Origin of the sequence: Flagellimonas pelagia (assembly GCF_003584135.1) — a bacterium.
Lineage (GTDB): Bacteria > Bacteroidota > Bacteroidia > Flavobacteriales > Flavobacteriaceae > Flagellimonas > Flagellimonas pelagia.
Genome location: NZ_QXFI01000018.1, coordinates 149110 through 172436 on the forward strand (window position 1 = coordinate 149110; position 23327 = coordinate 172436).

A 23327-nucleotide genomic window follows, 5' to 3' on the forward strand; every position below is an offset into this window, starting at 1 on the left:
TTATTCCGATATCAATTTTTGGATCAAATACTTAAACCGAAGATACAACATTACGGCCGATGCCGTGAGCCCAAGAAGCAATCCGATCCAGATCCCGGTACTCGTCAAATCTGTATACAGACCCAAATAAAAAGAAGCAGGAAAACCGATGAGCCAATAAGCGACGAAGGTTATCAACATAGGAACCTTTACATCCTGAAGTCCTCTTAGGGCCCCCAATACCACCACTTGCAAACCATCTGAAATTTGAAAGAAAGCCGCCACCAACAACAATTTGGCCGCTATAATAATCACCTCAGTGTTATCCGCTTGATTCATAATATCGTCCACATCCAAATAAATGGTCGGGAACCAATGCCTACCCACTAAAAAGAGTGTGGCAAAAACAATTTCCAAAATCAAGGTCAAGAAAAATATGGATTCGGCTATACGCTTCAGTTCCCTGAAATTTTGGAGCCCTTTTTGGTTGCCCACACGGATCATGGCGGCCACACTGAGCCCCATACCCACCATAAAGGTCATGCTGCTCAGGTTCAAGGCAATTTGGTTAGCCGCTTGGGCGTTTTTACCCAGTACCCCACTCAACCAAATGGCCGCCGTGAAAATGGCCACCTCAAAAAACATCTGCATGGACGATGGAAAACCCAGACTGATGATCTTATTGATCATCTTCTTTTCAATATTCTTGAAATTGAAATGTGTCACGAAGGGCTTGAATTTTTCCTTACGATTCAATAAAAACCAAATAAACAATACCATGATGGCCCGTGAGGCCAACGTACCGATGGCCGCCCCAACCACGCCCAATTTGGGAAATCCGAACGAACCAAAAATGAAGAGGTAGTTGAGGGTAATGTTCACCACATTGGCCAAAATAGTGGCATACATGGGATATTTGGTTTGGGAAAGTCCTTCCGAAAATTGTTTGAACGCCTGAAACATGATCAAGGGCACCAGGGAAAAAGCCACAAGCTCCAGGTAAGGAACGGCCAGTTCCACCACTTCAGGTGGCTGTTCCATATGATGCAACAGAGGTTTGCAAAGCAAAATGATTCCAAAAAGAGAGAGTCCCAAGAGTGTACAAAGTACCAAACCGTGTTTTAGGGCATTCTTGCCCGCTCCCTGATTGCCTGCCCCATCCGCCTCTGCCACCAAGGGTGTTATGGCCGTGGAAAAACCAATACCCAGCGACATGGCAATGAACACAAAACTATTCCCTAATGAAACCGCGGCCAACTCCGTCGGTCCTAATTGACCCACCATGATATTATCGGCGAAAGCCACAAAAGTATGACCCAACATCCCCAAAATAACGGGATAGGACAACTTTAGGTTATAGGCGAATTCTTTGGTGTACTGCTGAAACAAAACGGATACGTATGAAAAGATGGCAAATATAGCTAGTTTGACACAACAATGAAGTCAAACTGACATGAGCTAAAGGATAAATTTAGGTCATCATAGCCCTTTGGCCTCTTCCCAAAAAACATCCATTTCGGCCAAGGTCATGTCCTTAAGGCTTTTTCCGGATGCTTTTGCTTTTTCTTCCAAATACTGGAAACGCTTGATGAACTTTTTATTGGTCCGTTCCAACGCATTCTCTGGATTGATGTTTAAAAACCGGGCATAATTGACCATGGAAAACAGCACATCCCCAAATTCGGATTCCATTTTATCGGCATCATTGGCCTTCACTTCTTCTTGAAGCTCCCCCAACTCTTCTTTTAATTTTTCAAAAACCTGTTCGGGATGTTCCCAATCGAAACCTACACCGGCCACCTTTTCTTGGATTCGGTTGGCCTTCACCAAGGCAGGCAAACTATTGGGCACGCCTTCGAGCACACTTTTTTTGCCTTCCTTAAGTTTGATGTTCTCCCAGTTCTGTTTCACTTCTTCTTCATTTTTCACCTTTACATCACCATAAATATGGGGATGGCGGTTGACCAATTTCTCACAGATACTGTTGGCCACATCAGCGATATCGAAATCCTGGGTCTCCGAACCGATCTTGGCATAAAAGACAATGTGAAGCAATAGATCACCCAATTCCTTTTTTACTTCCTCAAGATCGTTGTCCAGAATGGCATCCCCTAGTTCGTAGGTTTCTTCAATGGTCAAATGCCGAAGGGTCTGCATGGTCTGCTTTTTATCCCATGGGCACTGCTCCCGCAACTCGTCCATAATGGTCAAAAGTCGGTCGAAAGCTGCCAATTGTTCTGATCTTGAATTCATTTTTATGCATATTTAGGTCAAAAATACAAAGTATGTATGGTTGGACACCTGTGGTCAGAACTTACTTATGAAAAGGGCAGACCTAGTTTTCAACAACCCACAAAAGAAAAATATCACTATCTTCAACTTTCATTCAAGGCAAAACCCATTTGGAATGAAAAAATTGTTTTTGGCCCTAGTCTTGGCCCCTTTCCTTGTTATCGCCCAAAACGACAAGCCGTTTTTGAACGAAGTAAGTTCCATCCAGAAAAAGAATGACAGCCTTTGGGATTCCACAAGGCCTACCATTGTGTTCACAGGGAGTTCGAGCATACGTTTTTGGAACGATGTACAAGAACGATTCCCTCAACATCAGGTATTGAACACTGGTTTTGGGGGGTCTCAATTTTCAGATTTGGAACTTTACCTAAACGAACTGATACTGGACTACAATCCGGTGAAAGTATTCATTTATGAAGGGGACAACGATATTTTCGCCAAGAAAAGTCCTCGAAAAATTCTGAGAACCGCTGAAGGGATTTTGGCGCAGTTACAACAAAAAAATCCAACCATGGAAATCGTGCTTATCTCGGCAAAGCCCAGTATTTCCAGATGGCATTATCGAGGACGTTATAGACGATTGAACCGAAAACTGAGCAAATTGGCCTCTGAAACCCAGGGAGTCAATTTTGTGGATGTCTGGTACCCCATGTTGGACAAAAGAAAAGTGAAACAGGACATCTTCGTGGGAGATGGATTGCACATGAACAAAAAAGGATACGATATCTGGTACGAAACCCTCAAAGACTACGTAGAATAAAACCGAACTAACGTGATTAAAAAAACCCTATTGTTGTTTACGGCAGTGATTTGCCTGGCAGCATGTAAAACCGAAAAAAAGGAAATCAATTTTCCAAAGACCGATCTGGCCAGTGCCCCATTGATCCCTAAACCAGTTAAGACCATTGCCACCCATAGTGCCTTTGGGCTGGATAGCAGCACGGTCATCTATACGACAACTACTGACCCTGAATTTGAAAAAGTGGGAAGGTTCCTTTCTGAAAAAATCAAAGGAAAAACCGGGTTGGATCTTATGGTGAACGCCTCTCCGGATGGTAATACCCGGCGATTGATCTACATCAACCAATCTGATAGTACAGATTTGGAAACTCCTGAATCCTATCAACTATACATTAAAAAGGACTCCATTTTGTTGAATGCCAAAACCGCTGCCGGTGCTTTTAGAGGCATCCAAACCTTGAGACAGCTCATTCCCGAAAAAAGTAACGACACCTTAACGGACCATTCCTTATGGGTGATTCCATCGGGAAAGATCATGGACTCGCCCAAATATGGACATCGAGGTGCCATGTTGGATGTTTCAAGACATTTTTTCACCATGGACGAAGTGAAGAAATACATGGATGCACTGGCCTATTACAAGTTCAACACCCTACACCTACACCTTTCCGATGACCAAGGATGGCGCATCGAAATTAAATCCTGGCCCAAACTTACTGAGGTAGGTGGTGCTACCGAAGTAGGTGGTGGTGAAGGTGGTTTTTACACACAGGAAGAGTATAAGGAACTGGTGCAATATGCAGCGGACAGACACATCACCATTATCCCTGAAATTGATATGCCCGGACACACCAATGCGGCATCGTTCAGCTATCCCTTCTTGAACGGAAACGGCAAAAAGGTGGAAGCTTATACCGGTACCCACGTAGGTTTCAGTACCTTCGATGCGCGCAAGGATACTGTCTACAGCTTTTTGGATGATGTAATCGGTGAAATTGCAGCGATGACCCCTGGCCCATATTTTCATATTGGGGGTGATGAAAGCCATGCGACCAAAAAAAGTGACTATATCCACTTTGTGGAAAAAGTGGAAAAAATTGTCCAAAAACACGGTAAGACCATGATCGGTTGGAATGAAATTGCACAGGCAAAAATTGACCCATCATCCATTGCCCAGCTTTGGAACGAGCCCCATAATGCCATAAGGGCTGCTGAAAATGGGTCCAAAATCATCCTTTCGCCTGCCAAAAAGGTCTATTTGGACATGCAGTATGATTCCCTATCAAAATTTGGCCTTCATTGGGCTGCCTACATCCCCGTGGATGAAGGTTACAACTGGAACCCCGAAACGTATGTGGAGGGTCTTCCCAAGGAAAGTATTTTAGGTATTGAGGCTCCACTTTGGTCCGAAACCATTAGCAACAGTGCAGAACTGGAATACTTGGCTTTTCCCCGCATTATTGGTGTTGCCGAGTTAGGATGGTCCACCAGTGAAAACCTGAATTGGGACGATTATAAAGTACGCTTGGCCAAGCAAGTGCCTTATTTAAAAGAAATGAACATCAATTACTACCCCACCAAGTTGGTGGATTGGGAAAAAGAATGATTATTCCTCCTCGTTGGAGGCTTCTACAGCAGTAGGTTCCTCGGCATCCTTCTCTTCAACAAAATCTGTAATGTTGTTGTCCAGAAGGATGTTGTACCACTGCACAATTTTTTTGATATCACTCGCATAGACCCTGTCCTCATCATAGTTGGGAAGGATTTCGAAGAAGTATTCCTCCAACTCGATTTTATCGGCTTTGTGACTGATAGCAGTTTTCTTGCCGCCTTCCTTTTCCTTTATCTTTTGGAAGACTTCCCTTAAGGGAACCTCTTCTTCCAAAGTATAGATGGCAATTTCTGAAAGTACACTCACATTGCTGCGGATGCCAACGGTAACACGCTTACCATCCAACAGGGATTCCCCAACAAAACCACTTCTTGTTTGGGTGAGCAATTTGTAAAGTCCAGGTTTTCCACCAATAGATAAAATCTTGTCTAGGGCCATGTATTATAATTTATGCGGGCAAAAATATGTTTTTATCACAAACTGCGATTTTTTTAACGTCCTTTTTTAATGTTGGGAAACTTCATTTTGTACTCCACATCAATCTTTCCTTTGGAGATTTTATCGAGGCGGCTTTTCAACAAACGTTTTTTCAGGGATGAAAGTTTGTCCGTAAAGAGGATTCCCTGAATGTGGTCATATTCGTGTTGAATCACCCTGGCCAAAAGCCCATCATAGGTTTCGGTATGAGAAACAAAGTTTTCATCCATATACTTAATGGTGATCTCTGGCTTGCGCTTAACGTCCTCACGGATATCGGGAATGCTCAGACACCCTTCGTTAAAATCCCATTCCCTGCCATTTTCGGCTTCGATTTTGGCATTGATGAACACTTTTTTGAAACCTTTGAGCTGTTCCTGTTCTTCTTTGTCCAATTCTTCGTCATCCCCGAACGGAGCGGTATCCACCACGAACAAACGTATAGGCAAACCCACTTGTGGGGCGGCCAGACCTACCCCATGGGCATTGTACATGGTCTCCCACATGTTTGTGATCAATTCTTCAAGTTTTGGATATTCCTGTGTGATATCCTTTGCCACTTTACGTAGAACGGGGTCACCGTATGCCACAATGGGTAAAATCATAAACTAAAATCTGTTAAGGTATGCCTGCAATATAAGCGTGGCACTAATTTCATCAACCATGGCCTTGTCCCTGCGCTTTTTCTTTTTCACCCCACTGTCCAACATGGACTGGAACGCCATTTTAGAGGTAAACCGCTCATCTTGTCGTTCCACTGGAATGGCGGGAAACACGGCCATCAACTTCTCCAAAAATCCTTGGATAAGCTCTTCCGACTCAGACGGGGAATTATCCATCTGTTTGGGTTGTCCGACCACAAAACGTTCCACGGTTTCTTCCTTGAGATACTTCTCCAGAAACGGGATCAGTTCCTTGGTCTCAACGGTAGTAAGTCCAGAGGCGATCAATTGCAGTTCATCGGTGACCGCAATTCCCGTCCTAATCTTACCATAATCCAAAGCCAAAATTCTCGCCAAGACAATTTTTTGGCAAAAATAACCCTAAAAATGTTATGCCCTTAAAAATGACGGGCATTATTCTGGGGAGGGCCGTATCTTTGCGAAAATTTTAAGAAAAATGACCAATTTAAGGACGCTTATTGAAGAAGCATGGGACAATAGAGCATTGTTGGAAGACGAAAGGACCCAAGTGGCCATACGGGAGGTGATCGACCTTATCGATATGGGAGAATTGCGCTGTGCAGAACCTACCAAGGATGGATGGCAGATCAACGAATGGGTAAAAAAGGCCGTGGTCCTCTATTTCCCCATCCAGAAAATGGAGGTCCTGGAAGCTGGCATTTTTGAATACCATGATAAAATTCCGCTCAAAAGGGGATATCAAGAAAAAGGTGTTCGCGTTGTACCACATGCAGTGGCCAGACATGGCGCCTATATTTCCAAAGGAACCATTTTAATGCCCAGCTATGTGAACATCGGGGCTTATGTGGATGAAGGCACTATGGTAGATACCTGGGCCACCGTGGGCAGTTGCGCCCAGATAGGCAAGAACGTGCATTTGAGTGGTGGTGTAGGTATCGGTGGAGTATTGGAACCCTTACAAGCGGCACCGGTAATCATTGAGGACAATGCCTTTATCGGATCACGCTGCATCGTTGTGGAAGGTGTTCGTGTAGAAAAAGAAGCCGTTTTGGGGGCCAATGTGGTCTTGACGGCATCTACCAAAATCATTGATGTAACTGGTGATGAACCCATTGAACTAAAAGGAAGGGTGCCCGCTAGGTCAGTAGTAATCCCTGGAAGTTATACCAAAAAATTCCCGGCAGGGGAGTTTCAGGTTCCTTGTGCCTTGATCATCGGTAAGCGAAAGGAAAGCACAGACAAGAAAACATCCTTGAACAATGCCTTGAGGGAGCATGATGTAGCGGTATAATTGTATGCTCAAGGAGTATCAATTCATATTTTTTAAGATAGGGTTGTTTTTTTCCAAAAAAAGAAGCAACCCTATTTCTTTTTTGGTCTCTATTAGAAGAATATCAACTATAAATTTAGATTTTAACAAAAAAGCGGTAGGGATAATGAAGATCTGATTGTTGTAAGAAAAATAAAGCAATAAACAATTTTTGACCCTTTTTTTTGTTATAGATTTGTAAAATACCAAAACACTACACCAATACATATGGCTGGATTGAGCACCCCAAAGCAAAAATTATCAGCGTTAATCATCACCTATAATGAAATGGGTTACATCGAAAGATGTATCGATTCCGTTTCTTTTGCAGACGAAATCATTGTGGTAGATTCTTTTAGTACTGACGGCACCTTTGAATATTTAATGGACCATCCCAAAGTGAAAGTAATACAAAATCCTTTCGAGAATTTTACATCACAAAAATCCTTCACCCTGAAACAGGCAACAAATGATTGGGTCTTGTTTTTGGATGCCGATGAAGTGGTTACCAAATCCCTTCAAAAAGAAATCATAGCTACCATAAACAATCCTGAAGCCGATGAAGCCTATTGGTTCTACAGAAAATTCATGTTCCAAAACCAACCCCTTAATTTTAGCGGTTGGCAGACGGATAAAAATCATAGACTTTTCAGAAAAAGCAAAGCATGTTTTACCGATAGAAAAATTGTCCATGAAACCTTGGAGGTCGATGGAAAATCAGGAATCCTAAAAGAAAAACTGATCCACTATTGCTACAAGGATTACGAGGATTATAAAAGTAAAATGCTCAAATATGGCCGTCTGAAGGCCAAAGAGGATTTTTATAAAGAAAAGCATTTCAATTATCTTATGATGGTGGTAAAACCAGCTTGGAAGTTTTTCAATCACTACATCATCCGCCTAGGTTTTTTGGATGGAAAAAAAGGCATGACCATCTGCTATCTGAATGCCCTTGGGGTTTTGGAAAGATTCAAGGAACGTAAAAGATTGGAAAAAAAGAACGAGCTAGCCTATTACTTGGTGATGCCGTAGTGGGTCCACACCATTTTTTGCGACCTAGTCTCTTTTCTTATCGACTGATTTTTAGCAATGGATTCCGGGGTTTTGTACCCTCGTTTATGGTCCAAATGCACACAAACGGCACTGTAGCGTAATTGCTTAGATTTGATCCCAAAGTTGAAAAGCCGTTCACCTAGCTCACGGTCCTGCCCTCCATATTGCATGCGTTCATCAAAACCGTTTACATTCAGGATGTCCTTTTTCCAACCCGATGAGTTGTGCCCGTTCCAACTGGCATTGGTCGGGGTGAATGTGTTCAAAAACTTGGAAACGAATCCTTTTGCCGTGAGTTTATTGTTTTTAAAGGTCTGTGGAATGCCTTTTTCCTTGAGCCATTGTATGTTGAAACAATTCTGCTGTTCTATATCTTTCAGAGTGATCAACTTGGAAATGTTCATGGGCAACATGTAGTATCCTCCGGAAATAAAGTAACCTGGCTCTTTGTTGATGTAGTGCACCTCAACAAAATCCTCTCTGGGTATACAATCCCCATCGGTCATGATGATGTATTCCGCATTACAGGCCTCTACCGCCTTGTTCAAGATCCTTGATTTTTGAAAACCATCATCCTCTTGCCAAACATGGATGATCGGATAAAAAACCTGCTCGGACAGCTCATCCAACAATGCTTTAGTCTTGGGACCGGAACCGTCATCTGCCACCACCACTTCAAAATCCTTGAAAATTTGGCAATTGAAGCCCCAAAGCACCTTCCTTAACCACTCCTCGGCATTGTAGGTACTTACGATAACTGAAATTTTTGGTGCTTCTTGTTCCATCGGGTTCATTCTGGCAAAAATAGAAATATTAAATGTTATCCCATATGCTTAATTTTGCAATTCATATATCCTTATAGAAATACCTTTATTGCTTCCTCAATTTTAAGATCGAGCTAATTTTACAAACAATTCTAAAGTCTTGGTTATGAGAATTTGTATTACCCGTACAGAAAAACACGCATACTCAGAAACCTTTATTAGGGATCAAATCAATGGGTTCAAAAGTTTATGCAAGACATACTCCTTATTCGATGGAAGATATCCGGAACGAATGGAGAATGGCAATTTATTAAGTCCATGGCCTTTTTGGATACTTCATAAGGTTGCAAAAGGATTAGTTGGAAGGAATAATTTTTTTAGCAACTATGGTATGAAAAGATTTTTAAAGCAAAACAACATCGATATAATACTAGCAAACTATGGCATGAGTGCCTCACATATGGTACCACCCGCTAAGTCCATGAATATACCACTTATGGTGATTTTTCATGGACATGATGCTACGGACAAAAAATTACTCAATCAATATAAAAACAAATACCAATCATTGTTCAACTATGCCTCAAGCATAATTGTAGTGTCCCAGGACATGAAATTTTCACTCATTGATTTGGGTGCCAATAAGGAAAAAATACATGTTGTTCCTTGTGGGGTGGATACTTCTAAATTTTTGTACAACAGGGAAAGTATTCATCCAAAAACATTTATTGCAGTAGGACGATTAATCCCGAAAAAAGGCCCACTATATACTATTAGGGCATTTAATCAAGTCCTACAAAAACATCCAGATGCCAAACTTATTTTTGTGGGCAATAAAACTGGACTTTATGATGAATGTCAAAAATTGATCGCAGAACTAAAAATTGAAAAATCGGTAACATTCACAGGCATTTTAAATCAAAAAGAAATATCTGAAATAATGAGCACATCAATGGCATTCGTCCAACATTCCATTACAGCACCTAATGGGGATATGGAAGGCTCACCAGTGAGTATCATGGAAGCATCATCATCTGGCCTGCCCATAATAAGCACCAAGCATGGCGGAATCAAAGAATTGGTTATTCATAATAAAACCGGCTTTTTGGTAGCTGAAAAGGATGAAGATGAAATGGCAAAATATATGTTGAAATTCTGCGAAGATACCGAACTTGCCAAATCAATGGGAATTGAGGGCCGCAAACATATTCAACATAATTATGAACAATCCAATCAAATAAGGAAACTATATGAATTGGCCTTACAAATAGCCGAAAATGAATATAATTTTCCTAAAAATTAAAAATCGGCTGGCATGACCGAAGAAATAAACAACTGTATCAAAATATTGAAGGAAGGTGGACTAATCCTCTACCCTACGGACACGGTTTGGGGAATCGGTTGCGACGCCACAGATCCTGAAGCCATCAAAAAAGTGTATGCCCTCAAAAAACGGGAAGACAGTAAGGCACTCATCTGTTTGGTTGGTAATCAGGGTATGTTGGAACGCCATGTAAAGCAAGTACCTGACGTGGCCTATGACATTATAGACCTTTCCACAAAGCCCACTACCATCGTATTTGATGAACCCAAAGGAATTGCCGAAAACCTTGTGGCCGAAGACAATACCTTAGGAATCAGGGTGGCATCGGATAAATTCTGCCAATACCTGATCAACAAATTTGGAAAACCTATTGTTTCTACCTCGGCAAACATCTCCGGGGAACCCACCCCAAAACAATTCAAGGATATAAGCCCAGAAATTTTAAAAGGAGTGGACTATGTGGTAAATTTGCCGGACGTAAATAAAAATGCCGTTCCCTCTTCCATCATCAAATTGAGCAATGACGGTCAGGTAAAGGTAATCCGCGAATAAATGACGAAGGAGTTGCACACAGAAGCCCTACAACACCCCATTTTTAAACTGATCGGTGAAGCCTCCGAAGAACTGGGGGTTGATTCCTATGTGATCGGCGGGTTTGTAAGGGATTATCTTTTAAAAAGGGGCACTCCAAAAGACATCGACATTGTGGCCATTGGCAGCGGTATTCAACTGGCCAAAAAAGTGGCTTCCAAACTCAAAGGGAAACCTGAGATTTCCGTGTTCAAGAATTTTGGGACGGCCATGATCAAACACAATGAATTGGAATTGGAGTTCGTGGGTGCCCGAAAAGAGAGTTACCACCACGATAGCAGAAAACCTGTTGTGGAAGATGGCTCTTTGCAAGACGACCAAAACCGACGTGACTTTACCATCAACGCCTTGGCCTTGGCCCTGAACAAGGACAGTTTCGGAACCCTGTTGGACCCTTTCAATGGATTGTCCGATCTGGACCAAAAAATATTACGTACGCCACTTGAACCGGGGATTACCTATTCCGACGATCCCTTGCGCATGATGCGTGCCATCCGGTTTGCAACACAATTGCATTTTACCATAGAACTGAAATCGCTCCAAGCCATTTCGGAGAACAAGGAGCGTATCCAAATTGTATCCAAGGAACGCATCGTGGACGAGTTGAACAAAATTTTGATGAGTCCCAAGCCGTCCATTGGTTTTAAGCTGATGCACCAAACCGGATTGCTTCCCCTGATCCTCTCCGAACTGACAGCTTTGCAGGGCATTGAGGAAGTGGAAGGACAACGGCACAAGGACAATTTTTGGCACACGCTGGAGGTGGTGGACAATATCTCAGAAACCACGGATAACCTTTGGTTGAGATGGGCCGCCCTACTCCACGATATTGGTAAGGCTCCCACCAAAAAGTTCCATGATAAAATCGGGTGGACGTTCCATGGCCACGAATTCGTGGGTTCTAAAATGGTGTACAAGCTGTTCAAAAGGCTACGCATGCCCCTGAACGAAAAAATGAAGTTCGTTCAAAAGATGGTATTGATGAGTTCCAGGCCCATCATCCTTTCCGAAGACCATGTAACAGATTCCGCGGTGCGACGATTGGTCTTTGATGCCGGGGATTTTGTGGACGACCTCATGACACTGTGCGAAGCCGATATCACCACAAAAAATCCAAAGAAACAGAAAAGATATAAGAACAATTTTCAGATTGTTCGTCAAAAAATTGTGGAGGTCGAAGAAAGGGATCATGTCCGAAACTTTCAACCCCCGGTCTCCGGAGAAGAGATCATGGAAACCTTCAACCTAAAACCTAGCAAGGAAATAGGCATCATCAAGGATGCCATCAAAGAGGCTATTCTAGAGGGCGAGATTCCGAACGAATACGAAGCCGCTTATCAATTTATGTTGGAAAAAGGCAAATCAATGAACCTAAAAGTCCACTCCAAATGAAAAAGAACAAATATGTGGTGTATTGGTTGTTAACGGGTTGTGCGCTCATCTTTGTGATGGTTTTGGTCGGGGGAATTACCCGCCTTACCCATTCCGGACTATCCATTTCCGACTACAAGTTGATACAGGGCACCCTTCCCCCCATGAATGACCAAGAATGGCAGGAAGCCTTTGAATTGTACCAACAATACCCAGAATACCAAAAGTTGAACAGCCATTTTGGCCTTGAGGATTTTAAGGACATCTATTTTTGGGAGTGGTTGCATCGGTTCATTGGAAGACTTATTGGCATGGTGTTCATCATACCTTTCCTGTTCTTTTTGATTACCAAACGATTGGACAGAGCCACCATCAAAAAAGCGGTGATCCTTTTGATCATGGGTGGTTTCCAGGGATTTTTGGGGTGGTATATGGTCAAAAGTGGTTTGGTAGATCGCCCTGATGTCTCCCATTTTAGGTTGGCGGCGCATTTGACTACGGCCTTCCTCACCTTTGCCTATAGCCTTTGGGTGGCTTTAGATTTGATTTATCCCGACAAAAAGGAAGTCAACACAAAGATCAGGAACCTTATCCGGTTCGCTTTGGTCATCCTGCTCCTGCAAATCGTGTGGGGGGCTTTTGTGGCAGGTTTGGATGCTGGTTTTATTCACAACCACTGGCCGTTGATGAGCGAAGGAAAACTGATTCACGAAACGGTTTATATTGAGCAACAACCCGTAATCAAGAACTTTTTTGAAGGAAAAAGTGGTGTACAATTTGTTCACCGTTATCTTGCCTATGTAGTTGTGGCGTTCATTTTGGCGATATGGTTCAAGACCCGAAAGGTAGAGCGTACACCGTTGCAGGAAAAAGGTCTGAAAGTGCTTTTGGCCATGGTTTTTGTACAATTTTTGTTGGGTGTACTTACCTTGATCTACGCCGTTCCTCTGTGGTTGGGAATCGCGCATCAAATCGGGGCATTTTTCCTTTTGGCCACCATGACGTTTACCTTGCACCGGTTCACCAAATAAGGTCTATTTATTGTAACTTTGTGCCCACTTTAAAAATTTTTGGATGATTTATAAAATCAGGATAATACTTGATGCTGAGGAAGATATTTTTAGGGATATCGAGATTGAGGACAACAATACTTTGGAAGAATTCCACAATGCCATTACCCAAGCCTTTGGTTTTGAAGGTAGTGAAATGGCTTCTTTTTATACTTGCGACGAAGAATGGAACCAAGATGAGGAAATCGCCCTTTTTGACATGAGCGACAGCGATTCTGATGTTCGGTTGATGAACGAGACCAGTTTGGATGATGTACTAACCGAACAGACCCCGAAAATGATCTATGTGTATGATTTTTTCAGCATGTGGACCTTTTTTGTGGAACTTGCCGATATTGCAGAAAAAGAGGATGGACGCGTATACCCAAGTCTGCTCTTCAGTTTTGGGGAACTGCCCGATGCCCCACCAGAGAAAAACTTTGAGGCCGAGGAAGGTGATTTAGAAGATAACTTTGATGAAGATGATGATTTCCTCGACAGCTATGATGATATGGATTTTGATGAAAATTGGAATTGAATCGAACTTGACCTTTCACCCCAAACCCTTCACCCTTTTACTATAAACCATTTACCCTAAACCCTTTACCCAAAAAATGCTAAACCTATATAACGCCCAGATTGAAAGTCTTTCCCTCCACCGAGTAGGAAACAAAAGTAAGAACGAAGCCGCATTTCTATCGTCGGAACCTTTTACCTTGAACGATGAGATGGCAGGTCTGTTGAAGGAATATTTCTTCCGCCCCTTTCGGGAAAAAGAGGAGAATTACTATAGGTTTTCCAATGATGTGGATGTAGAGTTCAATGATATGTTCACGGCTGTTTCAGGTATTTTTGAAAACCCGGCGAACGGGCACGAACTTTCAAAAAAGATTACCCAACACCTCTATGACCAATCCAATCACCCCCATATCAAAAGTGGTGAGGTATACGTGGTGCATTTTTCGGATGTGGTAATCGACAACAAGAAAACCGATGCCGTGGGCATTTTTAAAAGTGAGTTGAAGCATGATTTTCTTCAGTTCAAGGAAACGGAACAAAATCTGGAAATCTTGATCAAACAAGGTATCAATGTCAACAAACTGGATAAGGGATGTATTGTCTTCAATGTGGAAAAAGAAGAAGGTTATAAAGTGTTGTCGGTGGACAGTAACCGGTATGATGCCAAATACTGGTTGGAAAACTTTTTGGGCCTGATCCCATTGACCGATGAGAACTTTTACACCAAAAACTACCTGAAATTCTGCCAGAACTTTGCCAAGGATGTGGTTTTACCTGCCGAGGACAAACAACAGGAAGTTTTGTTCATGAACCGCGCAGTGAACCATTTTGCCAAAAACGACGCCTTTGAGGAAACCACCTTTTTGAATGAAGTGATGGAAAACCCGGAATTGATTCCCGAGTTCAAACATTACAAAGTGGAAAAAGGACCCAAATACAGCATTGAGGATGTTTCCAACTTCGATATTGCCAATAAAGCGGTGAGCGATGCCAGAAGAAAGATCAAGAATGTAATCAATCTGGACACCAACATCCAAATCAAACTGGATTTCATCAACCCGGAATCTGCAGAGAAATTTGTGGAAAAAGGATGGGATGAGGAACGCCAAATGTACTATTACTTGGTCTACTTCAACAAGGAACAGAAAAGCTAGAACTTCTTCTCGATAATCTGTTTCATACTGACATCCTCATAATTCCTACGGACAAAGTCCAGGGCATGGGTCAATATTTCACCCATATTTTTACTGTCCCTAAAATTGATATCGCCCGTAAGTTCCTGCAATTGGGATTTGAGCAATTCAATATTTTCTGGAGTGGAAATGGTATCCTTACGGCAGGCATCCAAAAGTGCAGTGAGTCGATGCCCCCAACTCAAAATCCGTTTGGCAATGATGGAACGCTCCTCCACAATATATTGGTTTACCGAGTCCATCCGCAGTTTGTTCTGTACCATATCCACCATAATCTTGTTCTCCTTGAAAAATTGGGGGCGGTACACCTTCAACTTCCCTTCATAACACTGTTGGTCAAAATCGATGGCGCGTATCTTGTAGACCACACTGTCAAAATCGTGGGTGGGAACCATTACGTAATTGTAGGAACGCATATCACCCAAAAGTCGAATCATACAGCGCTCGTTGAACTTTACAAACTCCTTGGCAATCTGTGCTTTATCAAATTCCGAACACTCCGGTAAATTGTTCTTGATGAAAAGATCCCCGGGAATACCCACAATGTGCTCTTCGATCAAAGTATTCTCATAGATCACAAAATTCAGGTTGTAGGGAGACAGCATGTGCTCCAACTCCAGCCCATACACCCTGGAGGCATCGGTCTTTTTTACATAGAGCAAGGTGTAGTTGTCGTTCAAGATGTTACGGATCTTGATCCGAAAGGGTTTGGAGTTCCCAAAGGTGCAATAATCCACATAATCCACGTTCAGGTATTGTAGAATGGAGTCACTACCATCGGACACAAAGATGGAATACACCCGTTTAAGGGCAAGGTCGATCTCGTCCCTATCAAACTCCGGGTAATAGACCCTCACCCAAAGGGTGTCCTCATCATTCGCATCATACACAGCAACACTGCCCGAAAACCGGAGAAGATCATCATAATGGATGGGAATCTCAATCTTTCGGTTGTAATAATCCAAATATTCATCCAGTTCCTTGCTTATGGGATAGGCAGGTTTCTTTTTGGACATCAATTTTTCTTCGGACATTGTAAAGGGTTATTTTGTAACAAATTTCGATAAACATCGTCAAGTTAGTATAAACCATTCAAAAAACGTTAGCAACCTTTGGAAACAATTCTGACCGTTAACCATCTCACCAAGAAATTTGGTTACCTGACTGCCGTGAACGATCTTTCCTTCACCATTGAAAAAGGAAACGTCTATGGCATTTTGGGACCCAACGGAAGTGGTAAGTCCACAACTTTAGGCATTATATTGAACGTGGTGAATCGTACTTCCGGTGATTTTAGTTGGTTTGAGGGCAACACCTCCACCCATGAAGCATTGAAAAAAGTAGGCGCCATCATTGAGCGACCCAACTTTTACCCCTATATGACCGCCATCCAAAACCTTCAGCTTGTCTGTAAGATCAAGGAGGTTCCCGAGACCAAAATCCAGGAAAAATTGGAATTGGTCGGCCTTTGGGAGAGAAAGGACAGCAAATTCAAGACGTATTCCCTTGGGATGAAGCAACGCTTGGCCATAGCCTCTGCCCTGCTCAACGATCCTGAAATACTAATTCTGGATGAGCCCACCAATGGCCTAGACCCCCAAGGAATCCATCAAATCAGGGAAATCATTAAAACCATTGCCGGTCAAGGCACTACCATTTTGTTGGCTTCGCATTTGTTGGATGAGGTGGAAAAGGTTTGCTCCCATGTGGTCATTCTTCGAAAAGGAGAGAATTTGTATTCGGGCCCGGTAGACAGTATGTTGGCCAGCCACGGCTTTTTTGAGCTCCGATGTGGTCAGATGGACCAACTACAGAATCTACTCGAAAAAAATGCAAGTTTTGGAAAAATAGAAAACTTCAACGGTACCCTTACGGCTTATCTGAAAGAGGAAATGGACGCCGAATCTTTGAACAAGATGCTGTTTGAAAAAGGAATCGTCCTGTCCCATTTGGTGAAACGCAAAGAAAGCCTTGAAGAACAATTTTTAACCTTGACCAAAAACAACTAATCAAAAAAACGAATGTTACGTCTACTCCAAATAGAATTCATAAAACTGTGGAACAACAGGGCCAGTAAGGTATTGATCATCTCCTATTTTGTGCTTCTGACCTCCATCGCACTGATCGCGGCCATCAAGTTCGACATAGGACCTGTGCAGTTTCACTTAGCCGATCAGGGCATCTTCAACTTCCCATACATCTGGCACTTTAACACCTTTGTCACTGCACTTTTTAAATTGTTCTTGGCAATCGTGATCGTTTCCATGATGTCCAATGAATACAGCAACAAGACCATCAAACAAAACTTGATTGACGGACTTTCCAAGAAGGAATTCATCCTTTCCAAGTTATTGACCGTTATTTCTTTTGCCCTCATTTCCACTGTATTTGTTTTTGTGGTATCCATGATTTTGGGGTTGGCCTATTCGGATTATAACGAGATGTCCATTATCTTCTCCGATCTGGACTTCTTGTTCGCCTTTTTTGTGAAGTTGGTAGCTTTTTTCTCTTTCTGTCTGTTTTTGGGCATCTTGGTAAAACGTTCGGCCTTTGCTTTGGGCTTTCTGATTCTATGGAGCATTTTGGAACAAGTGGTCTTCGGGCTACTGGGCTGGAAAGTGGTCAGTTGGGACACGGCAAAACATATCAAGAACTTTTTCCCATTGCAGTCTATGTCCAACTTGATAAAGGAGCCTTTCACCCGTCTTTCTGCAGTCCAGAACATCGGGCAGCAGATTGGGGAAGACATGAAGTTCGATTACCACACCTATTGGTACGAATTTCTGATTGCCTTCGTTTGGACTGCCATTTTCATCTATTTATCCTATGTCCTATTGAAAAAGCGTGATTTGTAGTATCTTGGGAGATGCACATATCATGTAAATGCTGAACAGAAAATTACTTTTCTTGGTTCTTTTGATGGGTGTGATGGCACATGCACAAAATTGCCCTGACCTCTTAAGCCCTGCCGAAGGTGCGGTGAACGTTCCCCTGAATACCACGATTTCTTGGAATCCTGTGGATGGGGTAAATGCATTCATCATCTCCCTAGGTACAACACCGGGCGGGAATGATATTGTGTCTCCTAAATTTGTCAGCGGAACCACTTACACGCCTCCACTTGGACTACCGGAAAATGAGACCATTTATGTAACCATTTCCCTTTATTTCTATGATGGGCCCGATATTACTTGCCCCAGTATAAGCTTTACCACGGAGTCATTGACCCAACCTCCCGCCTCCTGTGCAACAATGACGCAGCCCTCGGATATGGCTACCAATGTCAACCCAAAAACCAACATTTCTTGGAATTATGTTTACGGAGCCACGGGTTACTTGGTCAGATTGGGCACAACAGCAGGCGGCAATGATATTTTGGAGCAAGATGTCGGAAACAGATTGACCTTGAACCCAGACATTGACCTTCCAGCGGAAACCCCCATTTTTGCAACCATTATCCCTTACAATGATATTGGAACGGCAATGGGATGTTCCGCCCAACAATTTACTACAGGAATGGTCTCAGACCTGCCGGAATGCACCAGTATGACCTACCCTCCGAATGGGGAAACCAACGTTCCCTTGACCACCGAACTGGAATGGAACGAGGTGGCCGGGGCTACTTCCTACTATGTCACTATTGGAACCACACCGACCAGTAGTGATATCTTGGACAATTCCCGGTTTTATACCAACTCTACCCCTATTTTCAATCTGGAACCCAATAAGACCTATTTCATCACCATATCCCCTTCCAACGAAACAGGTACCGCCATGGGATGCCAAAAGGAAAGTTTCACCACATCCTTTGGATGTGGCCCGTATTGGGACGTGAACGTGGGTGACTTTGTGACCATCAATCCTGAAATTGATTTTCCAGACACCATTTCATTCTGTGAAAACGAAGCCCCATACATAGCCTTCTCCACCGATGTTGCCGATGGGTATCGTTGGTACAAAGTGGATGACAAGGACAACGAAACATTGCTTTCGGAGACCAGTGAAGTTGCCATCTCGGAAAATGGCACCTATCGTTATGAAGCCTACAATCTGGTGGACAGGGAAGCAGGCACCCTTGAATGCCCCACTACCAAGATATTCCATGTAGTCTCTTCCGAAATGGCCTCCATAGACAACCTTAGGGTTCAAAACAGCAATGGACTGCTCAGCATTCAAGTGGAAGCCTCGGGTATTGGGGATTATGAATTTGCCATTGACAACATGAATGGTCCTTATTCCGATAGCAGTGTCTTTAGCAATATTGAACCTGGGAACCACACATTGTATGTCCGCGACAAGAACGGTTGCGGGGTGGCCCAAGAAGCATTTATCCAAGACCTTACTTTGGAAGGCTTTCCAAAATTCTTCACCCCAAACGGGGATAACATCAACGATTATTGGCAGTTCATCCAACCAGAAAAATCAGCGGAAGTAGTCTTTCAAAGTATCCGAATTTTTGACCGGTATGGAAAATTTCTCAAGCAGATTTCACAGGATTCCCAGGGCTGGGACGGAAGAATCGCAGGTCGGCCCCTACCATCCGGGGACTATTGGTTTGTGGCCATCGATGATTCGAACCAAGAAATCAAAGGGCATTTTTCCTTAAAAAGATAATCTCATTGATTCGCTTCCTTTTAGTAGTATCCTTTACTATTTTTATCGAATGAAATTTCAGGTAGTCTCAGCATTCAAACCCACTGGGGACCAACCCGAAGCCATACGACAATTGGTAGAGGGTATTGAGGGAAACGTACGCCACCAAACGTTGCTTGGGGTTACAGGTTCCGGTAAGACCTTCACTGTGGCCAATGTAGTAGAGTCGGTGCAGCGGCCCACTTTGGTTTTGGCCCACAACAAGACCCTGGCGGCCCAGTTGTATTCGGAGTTCAAACAATTCTTTCCGAACAATGCTGTGGAATACTTTGTATCCTATTACGACTACTATCAGCCAGAAGCTTATATTCCGACTAGTGGACTTTATATTGAAAAGGACCTTTCCATCAACGAGGATATTGAAAAATTGAGGCTGAGTGCCACTTCTTCGCTTCTTTCGGGACGAAGGGATGTGCTTGTGGTTGCCTCGGTTTCCTGTTTGTACGGTATCGGTAACCCCATCGAATTTCAAAAGAACGTGATCACCATCCATCGTGACCAAGTAATTTCCAGGACCAAATTCCTGAAACAACTTGTGCAAAGCCTATATTCCAGGACCACAGCAGATTTCCGGAATGGGAATTTCAGGGTGAAGGGGGATGTGGTCGATGTGTTCCCCGGCTATGCAGACCATGCGTTCCGTATCCATTTTTTCGGGGATGAGATTGAGGAAATCGAAGCTTTGGATCCGTTCAACAATAACGTCATCGAAATTTACGATTCGCTGAATATTTACCCGGCCAACATGTTCGTAACCTCGCCGGACATCCTACAGAATGCCATTCGTGAAATTCAGGATGATTTGGTCAAACAGGTGGACTATTTCAAAGAAATAGGTCGACCCTTGGAAGCCAAGCGATTGGACGAGCGCACCAATTTTGATCTGGAAATGATTCGAGAACTGGGTTATTGTTCCGGCATAGAGAACTATTCCCGCTATTTGGACGGCAGGGAACCCGGCACACGACCTTTCTGTTTGTTGGATTACTTTCCGGATGATTACTTGATGATCATTGATGAAAGCCACGTGACCATTCCCCAGGTACATGCCATGTATGGAGGCGACCGGTCCCGAAAGGAAAACCTGGTGGAATATGGATTCCGCTTACCCGCGGCCATGGACAACCGACCTTTAAAGTTTGAAGAGTTCGAAACCTTACAGAACCAAGTCATCTATGTAAGTGCCACTCCTGCAGATTATGAATTGGAACTGAGTCAGGGGGTATATGTGGAACAGGTAATCCGTCCGACAGGATTATTGGACCCCGTAATCGAGGTACGACCCAGCGCCAATCAAATTGATGATCTGGTCGAAGAAATCCAACAGCGGGTGGAACTGGATGAACGTACCTTGGTGACCACCCTGACCAAAAGAATGGCAGAGGAACTGACCAAATACCTGACCAGAATCGATATTCGATGCCGTTATATACACAGCGATGTGGATACGTTGGAACGTGTGGAAATCATGCAGGATCTACGAAAAGGAATTTTTGATGTGCTCATTGGTGTAAACTTGCTTCGGGAAGGATTAGATTTACCAGAAGTTTCATTGGTTGCGATTTTGGATGCCGACAAAGAAGGATTTCTTCGAAGCAACCGTTCCCTGACACAGACCGTGGGGCGTGCGGCCCGTAACCTGAACGGAAAGGCCATCATGTATGCGGATACCATCACGGACAGCATGAAAAAGACCATTGATGAGACGAATTACCGTCGGGACAAGCAGATGAACTACAACAAGGAGCACAACATCACCCCCAAGGCTTTGAAAAAGAATTTGGACAATGCCTTGGCCAAGAATTCCGTGTCCACCTATCATTTTCAAAAGGAAGAACTGCGCGCCGCAGAACCCGATTTGGAATACCTGACCGAGAACCAAAAGGAAAAATTGATCAGGGAAAAGCGCAAGGCTATGGAAAAAGCGGCCAAAGAACTCAACTTCATGGAGGCGGCCAAACTACGGGACGAAATCAAGATGCTCCAAGAAAAGGAATAAACGAAAGCGCGCCCCGAACATTGCTGTAGGGGCGCGCCAACAAACTAACCAACTAATCCAACCATCATGAAACACCTATAGTTGGTGCCTTCAATTTCTTATGCGATTTCAATCAATCGCTTTGGTTTTGGTAATGCTTCTTGCTTTTTGGGCAAGGTCAATTTCAAAATTCCATCTTCGTACTTCGCATCGATTTTAGAACCATCAACAGTCTCAGGCAAGGTAAAGGCCCTTCTGAATGAGGTATATGAAAACTCTTTGCGGGTGTAATTTTCTTTGTTTTCTTCGTTTTCGGTTTGCATTTCACTGGAAATGGTCAACACATCGTTATCGATTTCCACGGTGAAATCATCCTTTTTCATACCTGGTACGGCCAGTTCCAATTCAAAATTTTCAGTATTGTCCTTTATGTTGACAGCGGGAACGGAAGCATTCCACTTCTCTGTTCCACCAAACCAATCAGGACCCATAAAATCGTTCATCAGGGATGGAAAAAACAGGTTGTTTCTTTTTACTATACTCATGGCGATTCAATTTTTAGTTAAACACTTAAATCACCTAGTACTAGGCAAATGGTGTACCAATACAAAAAACATGTCTTTATGGCATGAATACAGGGGGAATTGATGTCAAAATGACACTAATTGTAATGCGCTTTGAAGATATCGATGAGCACCTCTGGAGGAACCACGTTGTCAGGATAACGGTGCATCACCTCCAAGACCTGACCAATGGCCACGGGCGGAAGCCCCATTTTAAGTCCTATATTGTAAAGGGTATTGACCTCACTTTTGTGTTGTTCGCGATCAATGTTCATTAAAAGCAACAACCTGTGGAACTGAACGATCCGTTCCGCTTGGGACTTCAGGGTTATTTTAGGGGAGCGATGTTTTAAAAGTCCATCGAACGTTTCCTTATCGATCCCTAAATTGGAGGCCACCTTGAGCAGGAACTCATATTCGGACCGTTTCATCGAATGATCCACCCTGGCAAAGGCGATCATCTCCGAAAGGATGCTCAGTTTTTCTTCGTAGGTTCCCATTTGGTTTGGTTTTGGGGCTTGCTTCCTTATACATAACTCAAAAAGCTCAATTTTAGTGCATAAAAAAAGCCTTGATGCGATCAAGGCTTTCTAACTAACTCAAACAATCTCCGTCAATTACGCGGTAATTCTTACGGCAACCGTATAGATTCTGCCCTCTACAGGTTGTGCGGACTCTACTTTTTGGTAGTTCAATCTACTCTTTACAAATTTCTCCAAAACTTCATTTTTGGTGTCCACGGAAAGTACTACCAACTCACCTTTATCATTGATGGTGAGACGTACATCGGCTGTCAACTCGTTGTATTGAAGCTCAAAGTTATTCTGCTTCAACATTTCATAAATTTGGGAGGACAAGCTCTTTTCTGAAACTTCATTGTGCCCTTTGTTGGCGAAAACGCCCAAAGTAGCAAACAACATAAATGCTACGGATGCAATTTTAATTTTTCTCATGATTTTGTTTTTTGATGTATTGATGAATGATTTTAATGATTTGTCAAAAAAACGTTTCTGTTTTAAAGACACTACAAATATAAGACGGTAAAAAAATCGAAATGTTACACAAATACGTCATTTAACCAATGTTTAACCTGTGTAACGATGTCCTAATATTGAAGATTTTGAAGAAAATCCGAACAATCATGAAAACTCTGCAGCCGAATTGAGAAAGGACCAATAACCTTGCAAACCTTTTCTGAAATCCAACAAAAAATGA

The 23327-nt window shown here is 43.0% G+C and carries 24 protein-coding genes; 14 read left to right on the forward strand and 10 right to left on the reverse strand.

Annotated features, from left to right (window positions below; translation table 11 throughout):
* Positions 1–1368, reverse strand: coding sequence for an MATE family efflux transporter (locus D2V05_RS07060; RefSeq protein ID WP_119647008.1), 1368 nt, complete (start codon positions 1366–1368; stop codon positions 1–3).
* 90 nt (positions 1369–1458) lie between these two features.
* The gene (mazG, locus tag D2V05_RS07065; protein WP_119647010.1) at positions 1459–2232 is read right to left on the reverse strand and encodes a nucleoside triphosphate pyrophosphohydrolase; all 774 of its coding nucleotides are present in this window, start codon (positions 2230–2232) and stop codon (positions 1459–1461) included.
* Positions 2233–2386: 154 nt separating this feature from the next.
* On the opposite strand from mazG, the gene D2V05_RS07070 reads away from it, so the two are divergent.
* The gene (locus tag D2V05_RS07070; protein ID WP_119647130.1) at positions 2387–3031 is read left to right on the forward strand and encodes a GDSL-type esterase/lipase family protein; all 645 of its coding nucleotides are present in this window, start codon (positions 2387–2389) and stop codon (positions 3029–3031) included.
* A gap of 15 nt (positions 3032–3046) precedes the next feature.
* On the forward strand, positions 3047–4618 hold the full coding sequence (locus D2V05_RS07075; protein WP_417935671.1) for a family 20 glycosylhydrolase: 1572 nt from the start codon (positions 3047–3049) through the stop codon (positions 4616–4618).
* Here the strand turns inward: D2V05_RS07075 and D2V05_RS07080 are convergent, their stop codons facing one another.
* From D2V05_RS07080 to ruvX, 3 genes are read right to left on the reverse strand one after another with little or no spacing between them, the layout of a single operon-like run.
* Positions 4619–5062: a DUF5606 family protein gene (locus D2V05_RS07080; protein WP_119647015.1), complete on the reverse strand. Its 444-nt coding sequence runs from the start codon at positions 5060–5062 to the stop codon at positions 4619–4621. It abuts the gene before it with no gap.
* Positions 5063–5115: 53 nt separating this feature from the next.
* A complete protein-coding gene (def, locus tag D2V05_RS07085) occupies positions 5116–5706 on the reverse strand; it encodes a peptide deformylase (protein WP_119647017.1) in 591 nt (196 codons plus the stop codon).
* A gap of 3 nt (positions 5707–5709) precedes the next feature.
* Positions 5710–6120 (reverse strand): Holliday junction resolvase RuvX, encoded by a 411-nt coding sequence (ruvX, locus tag D2V05_RS07090; protein ID WP_119647020.1) that lies wholly within the window; start codon positions 6118–6120, stop codon positions 5710–5712.
* A gap of 100 nt (positions 6121–6220) precedes the next feature.
* Between ruvX and D2V05_RS07095 the strand changes: the two genes are divergently transcribed.
* Together D2V05_RS07095 and D2V05_RS07105 are read left to right on the forward strand one after the other, a co-directional pair.
* Positions 6221–7036 carry a 2,3,4,5-tetrahydropyridine-2,6-dicarboxylate N-succinyltransferase gene (locus D2V05_RS07095; protein WP_119647021.1) on the forward strand — a complete coding sequence of 272 codons (816 nt, stop codon included), beginning with the start codon at positions 6221–6223 and terminating at the stop codon, positions 7034–7036.
* A 246-nt stretch (positions 7037–7282) separates the two neighbouring features.
* Positions 7283–8086: a glycosyltransferase family 2 protein gene (locus D2V05_RS07105; protein ID WP_119647025.1), complete on the forward strand. Its 804-nt coding sequence runs from the start codon at positions 7283–7285 to the stop codon at positions 8084–8086.
* On the opposite strand, the gene D2V05_RS07110 is transcribed toward D2V05_RS07105, so the two are convergent.
* Positions 8068–8901: a glycosyltransferase family 2 protein gene (locus tag D2V05_RS07110; RefSeq protein ID WP_119647027.1), complete on the reverse strand. Its 834-nt coding sequence runs from the start codon at positions 8899–8901 to the stop codon at positions 8068–8070. The genes D2V05_RS07105 and D2V05_RS07110 overlap by 19 nt on opposite strands.
* A 136-nt stretch (positions 8902–9037) precedes the next feature.
* On the opposite strand from D2V05_RS07110, the gene D2V05_RS07115 reads away from it, so the two are divergent.
* The 6 genes from D2V05_RS07115 to D2V05_RS07140 all read left to right on the forward strand — a co-directional run bounded on the left by D2V05_RS07115 (position 9038) and on the right by D2V05_RS07140 (position 14879).
* Positions 9038–10174: a glycosyltransferase family 4 protein gene (locus tag D2V05_RS07115; protein WP_119647029.1), complete on the forward strand. Its 1137-nt coding sequence runs from the start codon at positions 9038–9040 to the stop codon at positions 10172–10174.
* A gap of 12 nt (positions 10175–10186) precedes the next feature.
* Positions 10187–10747 carry an L-threonylcarbamoyladenylate synthase gene (locus D2V05_RS07120; protein WP_119647032.1) on the forward strand — a complete coding sequence of 187 codons (561 nt, stop codon included), beginning with the start codon at positions 10187–10189 and terminating at the stop codon, positions 10745–10747.
* Positions 10748–12178, forward strand: a complete 1431-nt coding sequence (locus D2V05_RS07125; RefSeq protein ID WP_119647035.1) for a CCA tRNA nucleotidyltransferase — start codon at positions 10748–10750, stop codon at positions 12176–12178.
* On the forward strand, positions 12175–13188 hold the full coding sequence (locus tag D2V05_RS07130) for a COX15/CtaA family protein (RefSeq protein WP_119647037.1): 1014 nt from the start codon (positions 12175–12177) through the stop codon (positions 13186–13188). Before D2V05_RS07125 ends, D2V05_RS07130 begins: the two co-directional genes overlap by 4 nt.
* Positions 13189–13231: 43 nt before the next feature.
* Positions 13232–13744 (forward strand): IS1096 element passenger TnpR family protein, encoded by a 513-nt coding sequence (locus tag D2V05_RS07135; protein ID WP_119647038.1) that lies wholly within the window; start codon positions 13232–13234, stop codon positions 13742–13744.
* Positions 13745–13820: 76 nt separating this feature from the next.
* Positions 13821–14879 carry a nucleoid-associated protein gene (locus tag D2V05_RS07140; RefSeq protein ID WP_119647039.1) on the forward strand — a complete coding sequence of 353 codons (1059 nt, stop codon included), beginning with the start codon at positions 13821–13823 and terminating at the stop codon, positions 14877–14879.
* Here the strand turns inward: D2V05_RS07140 and D2V05_RS07145 are convergent.
* Positions 14876–15952 (reverse strand): hypothetical protein, encoded by a 1077-nt coding sequence (locus D2V05_RS07145; protein WP_119647040.1) that lies wholly within the window; start codon positions 15950–15952, stop codon positions 14876–14878. The two genes, D2V05_RS07140 and D2V05_RS07145, sit on opposite strands and share 4 nt — an antisense overlap.
* Positions 15953–16030: 78 nt before the next feature.
* On the opposite strand from D2V05_RS07145, the gene D2V05_RS07150 reads away from it, so the two are divergent.
* The 4 genes from D2V05_RS07150 to uvrB are packed head-to-tail and all read left to right on the forward strand — an operon-like array spanning position 16031 to position 21570.
* On the forward strand, positions 16031–16927 hold the full coding sequence (locus D2V05_RS07150) for an ABC transporter ATP-binding protein (RefSeq protein WP_119647041.1): 897 nt from the start codon (positions 16031–16033) through the stop codon (positions 16925–16927).
* 12 nt (positions 16928–16939) lie between these two features.
* On the forward strand, positions 16940–17773 hold the full coding sequence (locus tag D2V05_RS07155) for an ABC transporter permease (protein WP_119640816.1): 834 nt from the start codon (positions 16940–16942) through the stop codon (positions 17771–17773).
* Positions 17774–17801: 28 nt separating this feature from the next.
* Entirely contained in the window at positions 17802–19532 is a 1731-nt protein-coding gene (locus tag D2V05_RS07160) for a T9SS type B sorting domain-containing protein (RefSeq protein WP_119647042.1), read from the forward strand.
* Between the two features lie 49 nt (positions 19533–19581).
* Positions 19582–21570, forward strand: a complete 1989-nt coding sequence (uvrB, locus tag D2V05_RS07165) for an excinuclease ABC subunit UvrB (RefSeq protein ID WP_119647043.1) — start codon at positions 19582–19584, stop codon at positions 21568–21570.
* A gap of 98 nt (positions 21571–21668) precedes the next feature.
* Here the strand turns inward: uvrB and D2V05_RS07170 are convergent, their stop codons facing one another.
* The 3 genes from D2V05_RS07170 to D2V05_RS07180 all read right to left on the reverse strand — a co-directional run bounded on the left by D2V05_RS07170 (position 21669) and on the right by D2V05_RS07180 (position 23065).
* Positions 21669–22094 carry an Hsp20/alpha crystallin family protein gene (locus D2V05_RS07170; RefSeq protein ID WP_119647044.1) on the reverse strand — a complete coding sequence of 142 codons (426 nt, stop codon included), beginning with the start codon at positions 22092–22094 and terminating at the stop codon, positions 21669–21671.
* Positions 22095–22210: 116 nt separating this feature from the next.
* Positions 22211–22612: a TerB family tellurite resistance protein gene (locus D2V05_RS07175; protein ID WP_119647045.1), complete on the reverse strand. Its 402-nt coding sequence runs from the start codon at positions 22610–22612 to the stop codon at positions 22211–22213.
* 117 nt (positions 22613–22729) lie between these two features.
* Positions 22730–23065, reverse strand: a complete 336-nt coding sequence (locus tag D2V05_RS07180) for a hypothetical protein (RefSeq protein ID WP_147378245.1) — start codon at positions 23063–23065, stop codon at positions 22730–22732.
* Positions 23066–23327: the final 262 nt, after the last annotated feature.

Bases quoted from the DNA above. Each gene is read 5' to 3' on its own strand.
- mazG (WP_119647010.1), bottom strand. From the start codon at position 2,232: ATGAATTCAAGATCAGAACAATTGGCAGCTTTCGACCGACTTTTGACC.
- D2V05_RS07070 (WP_119647130.1), top strand. From the start codon at position 2,387: ATGAAAAAATTGTTTTTGGCCCTAGTCTTGGCCCCTTTCCTTGTTATC.
- D2V05_RS07080 (WP_119647015.1), bottom strand. From the start codon at position 5,062: ATGGCCCTAGACAAGATTTTATCTATTGGTGGAAAACCTGGACTTTAC.
- def (WP_119647017.1), bottom strand. From the start codon at position 5,706: ATGATTTTACCCATTGTGGCATACGGTGACCCCGTTCTACGTAAAGTG.
- D2V05_RS07095 (WP_119647021.1), top strand. From the start codon at position 6,221: ATGACCAATTTAAGGACGCTTATTGAAGAAGCATGGGACAATAGAGCA.
- D2V05_RS07105 (WP_119647025.1), top strand. From the start codon at position 7,283: ATGGCTGGATTGAGCACCCCAAAGCAAAAATTATCAGCGTTAATCATC.
- D2V05_RS07110 (WP_119647027.1), bottom strand. From the start codon at position 8,901: ATGAACCCGATGGAACAAGAAGCACCAAAAATTTCAGTTATCGTAAGT.
- D2V05_RS07115 (WP_119647029.1), top strand. From the start codon at position 9,038: ATGAGAATTTGTATTACCCGTACAGAAAAACACGCATACTCAGAAACC.
- D2V05_RS07120 (WP_119647032.1), top strand. From the start codon at position 10,187: ATGACCGAAGAAATAAACAACTGTATCAAAATATTGAAGGAAGGTGGA.
- D2V05_RS07125 (WP_119647035.1), top strand. From the start codon at position 10,748: ATGACGAAGGAGTTGCACACAGAAGCCCTACAACACCCCATTTTTAAA.
- D2V05_RS07130 (WP_119647037.1), top strand. From the start codon at position 12,175: ATGAAAAAGAACAAATATGTGGTGTATTGGTTGTTAACGGGTTGTGCG.
- D2V05_RS07135 (WP_119647038.1), top strand. From the start codon at position 13,232: ATGATTTATAAAATCAGGATAATACTTGATGCTGAGGAAGATATTTTT.
- D2V05_RS07140 (WP_119647039.1), top strand. From the start codon at position 13,821: ATGCTAAACCTATATAACGCCCAGATTGAAAGTCTTTCCCTCCACCGA.
- D2V05_RS07145 (WP_119647040.1), bottom strand. From the start codon at position 15,952: ATGTCCGAAGAAAAATTGATGTCCAAAAAGAAACCTGCCTATCCCATA.
- D2V05_RS07155 (WP_119640816.1), top strand. From the start codon at position 16,940: ATGTTACGTCTACTCCAAATAGAATTCATAAAACTGTGGAACAACAGG.
- D2V05_RS07160 (WP_119647042.1), top strand. From the start codon at position 17,802: ATGCTGAACAGAAAATTACTTTTCTTGGTTCTTTTGATGGGTGTGATG.
- uvrB (WP_119647043.1), top strand. From the start codon at position 19,582: ATGAAATTTCAGGTAGTCTCAGCATTCAAACCCACTGGGGACCAACCC.
- D2V05_RS07170 (WP_119647044.1), bottom strand. From the start codon at position 22,094: ATGAGTATAGTAAAAAGAAACAACCTGTTTTTTCCATCCCTGATGAAC.
- D2V05_RS07175 (WP_119647045.1), bottom strand. From the start codon at position 22,612: ATGGGAACCTACGAAGAAAAACTGAGCATCCTTTCGGAGATGATCGCC.
- D2V05_RS07180 (WP_147378245.1), bottom strand. From the start codon at position 23,065: ATGAGAAAAATTAAAATTGCATCCGTAGCATTTATGTTGTTTGCTACT.